Raw genomic sequence first — 382 nt, 5'->3', positions numbered from 1 at the left:
AACAAGGTAGCCGTATCGGAAGGTGCGGCTGGATCACCTCCTTTCTAAGGAAAATGCCCATGTGGCATTGCCCATCGTTCAGTTTTGAGAGACCAAAATCTCTCGACAATCAAAATATGAGGGCCTATAGCTCAGCTGGTTAGAGCGCACGCCTGATAAGCGTGAGGTCGGTGGTTCGAGTCCACTTAGGCCCACCATTTTTTTGAGAATTCCAATACGGGGCCTTAGCTCAGCTGGGAGAGCGCCTGCCTTGCACGCAGGAGGTCAGCGGTTCGATCCCGCTAGGCTCCACTTTGTTCCTTGAAAACTGAAGATTCATCAAGACATCAAACCAATTATTTCACATATGGTCCGTGAGGACCGTGTGTCTTAGACGCTAGAT

At 50.0% G+C, this 382-nt stretch carries 2 tRNA genes; both read left to right on the top strand.

Annotated features, from left to right (window positions below):
- Positions 1-120 precede the first annotated feature (120 nt).
- Positions 121-197 (top strand) — tRNA-Ile (locus tag KNP67_RS15320).
- Positions 198-218: 21 nt separating this feature from the next.
- Positions 219-291 (top strand) — tRNA-Ala (locus KNP67_RS15315).
- The last annotated feature ends 91 nt before the right edge of the window (positions 292-382 follow it).

The sequence above is a fragment of the Exiguobacterium sp. s157 genome, from assembly GCF_018618205.1.
Classification (GTDB): Bacteria; Bacillota; Bacilli; order Exiguobacteriales; family Exiguobacteriaceae; genus Exiguobacterium; species Exiguobacterium chiriqhucha.
The sequence above is the reverse complement of the archived record's forward strand: the minus strand, read 5'-3'. Positions and strand labels throughout refer to the sequence as shown.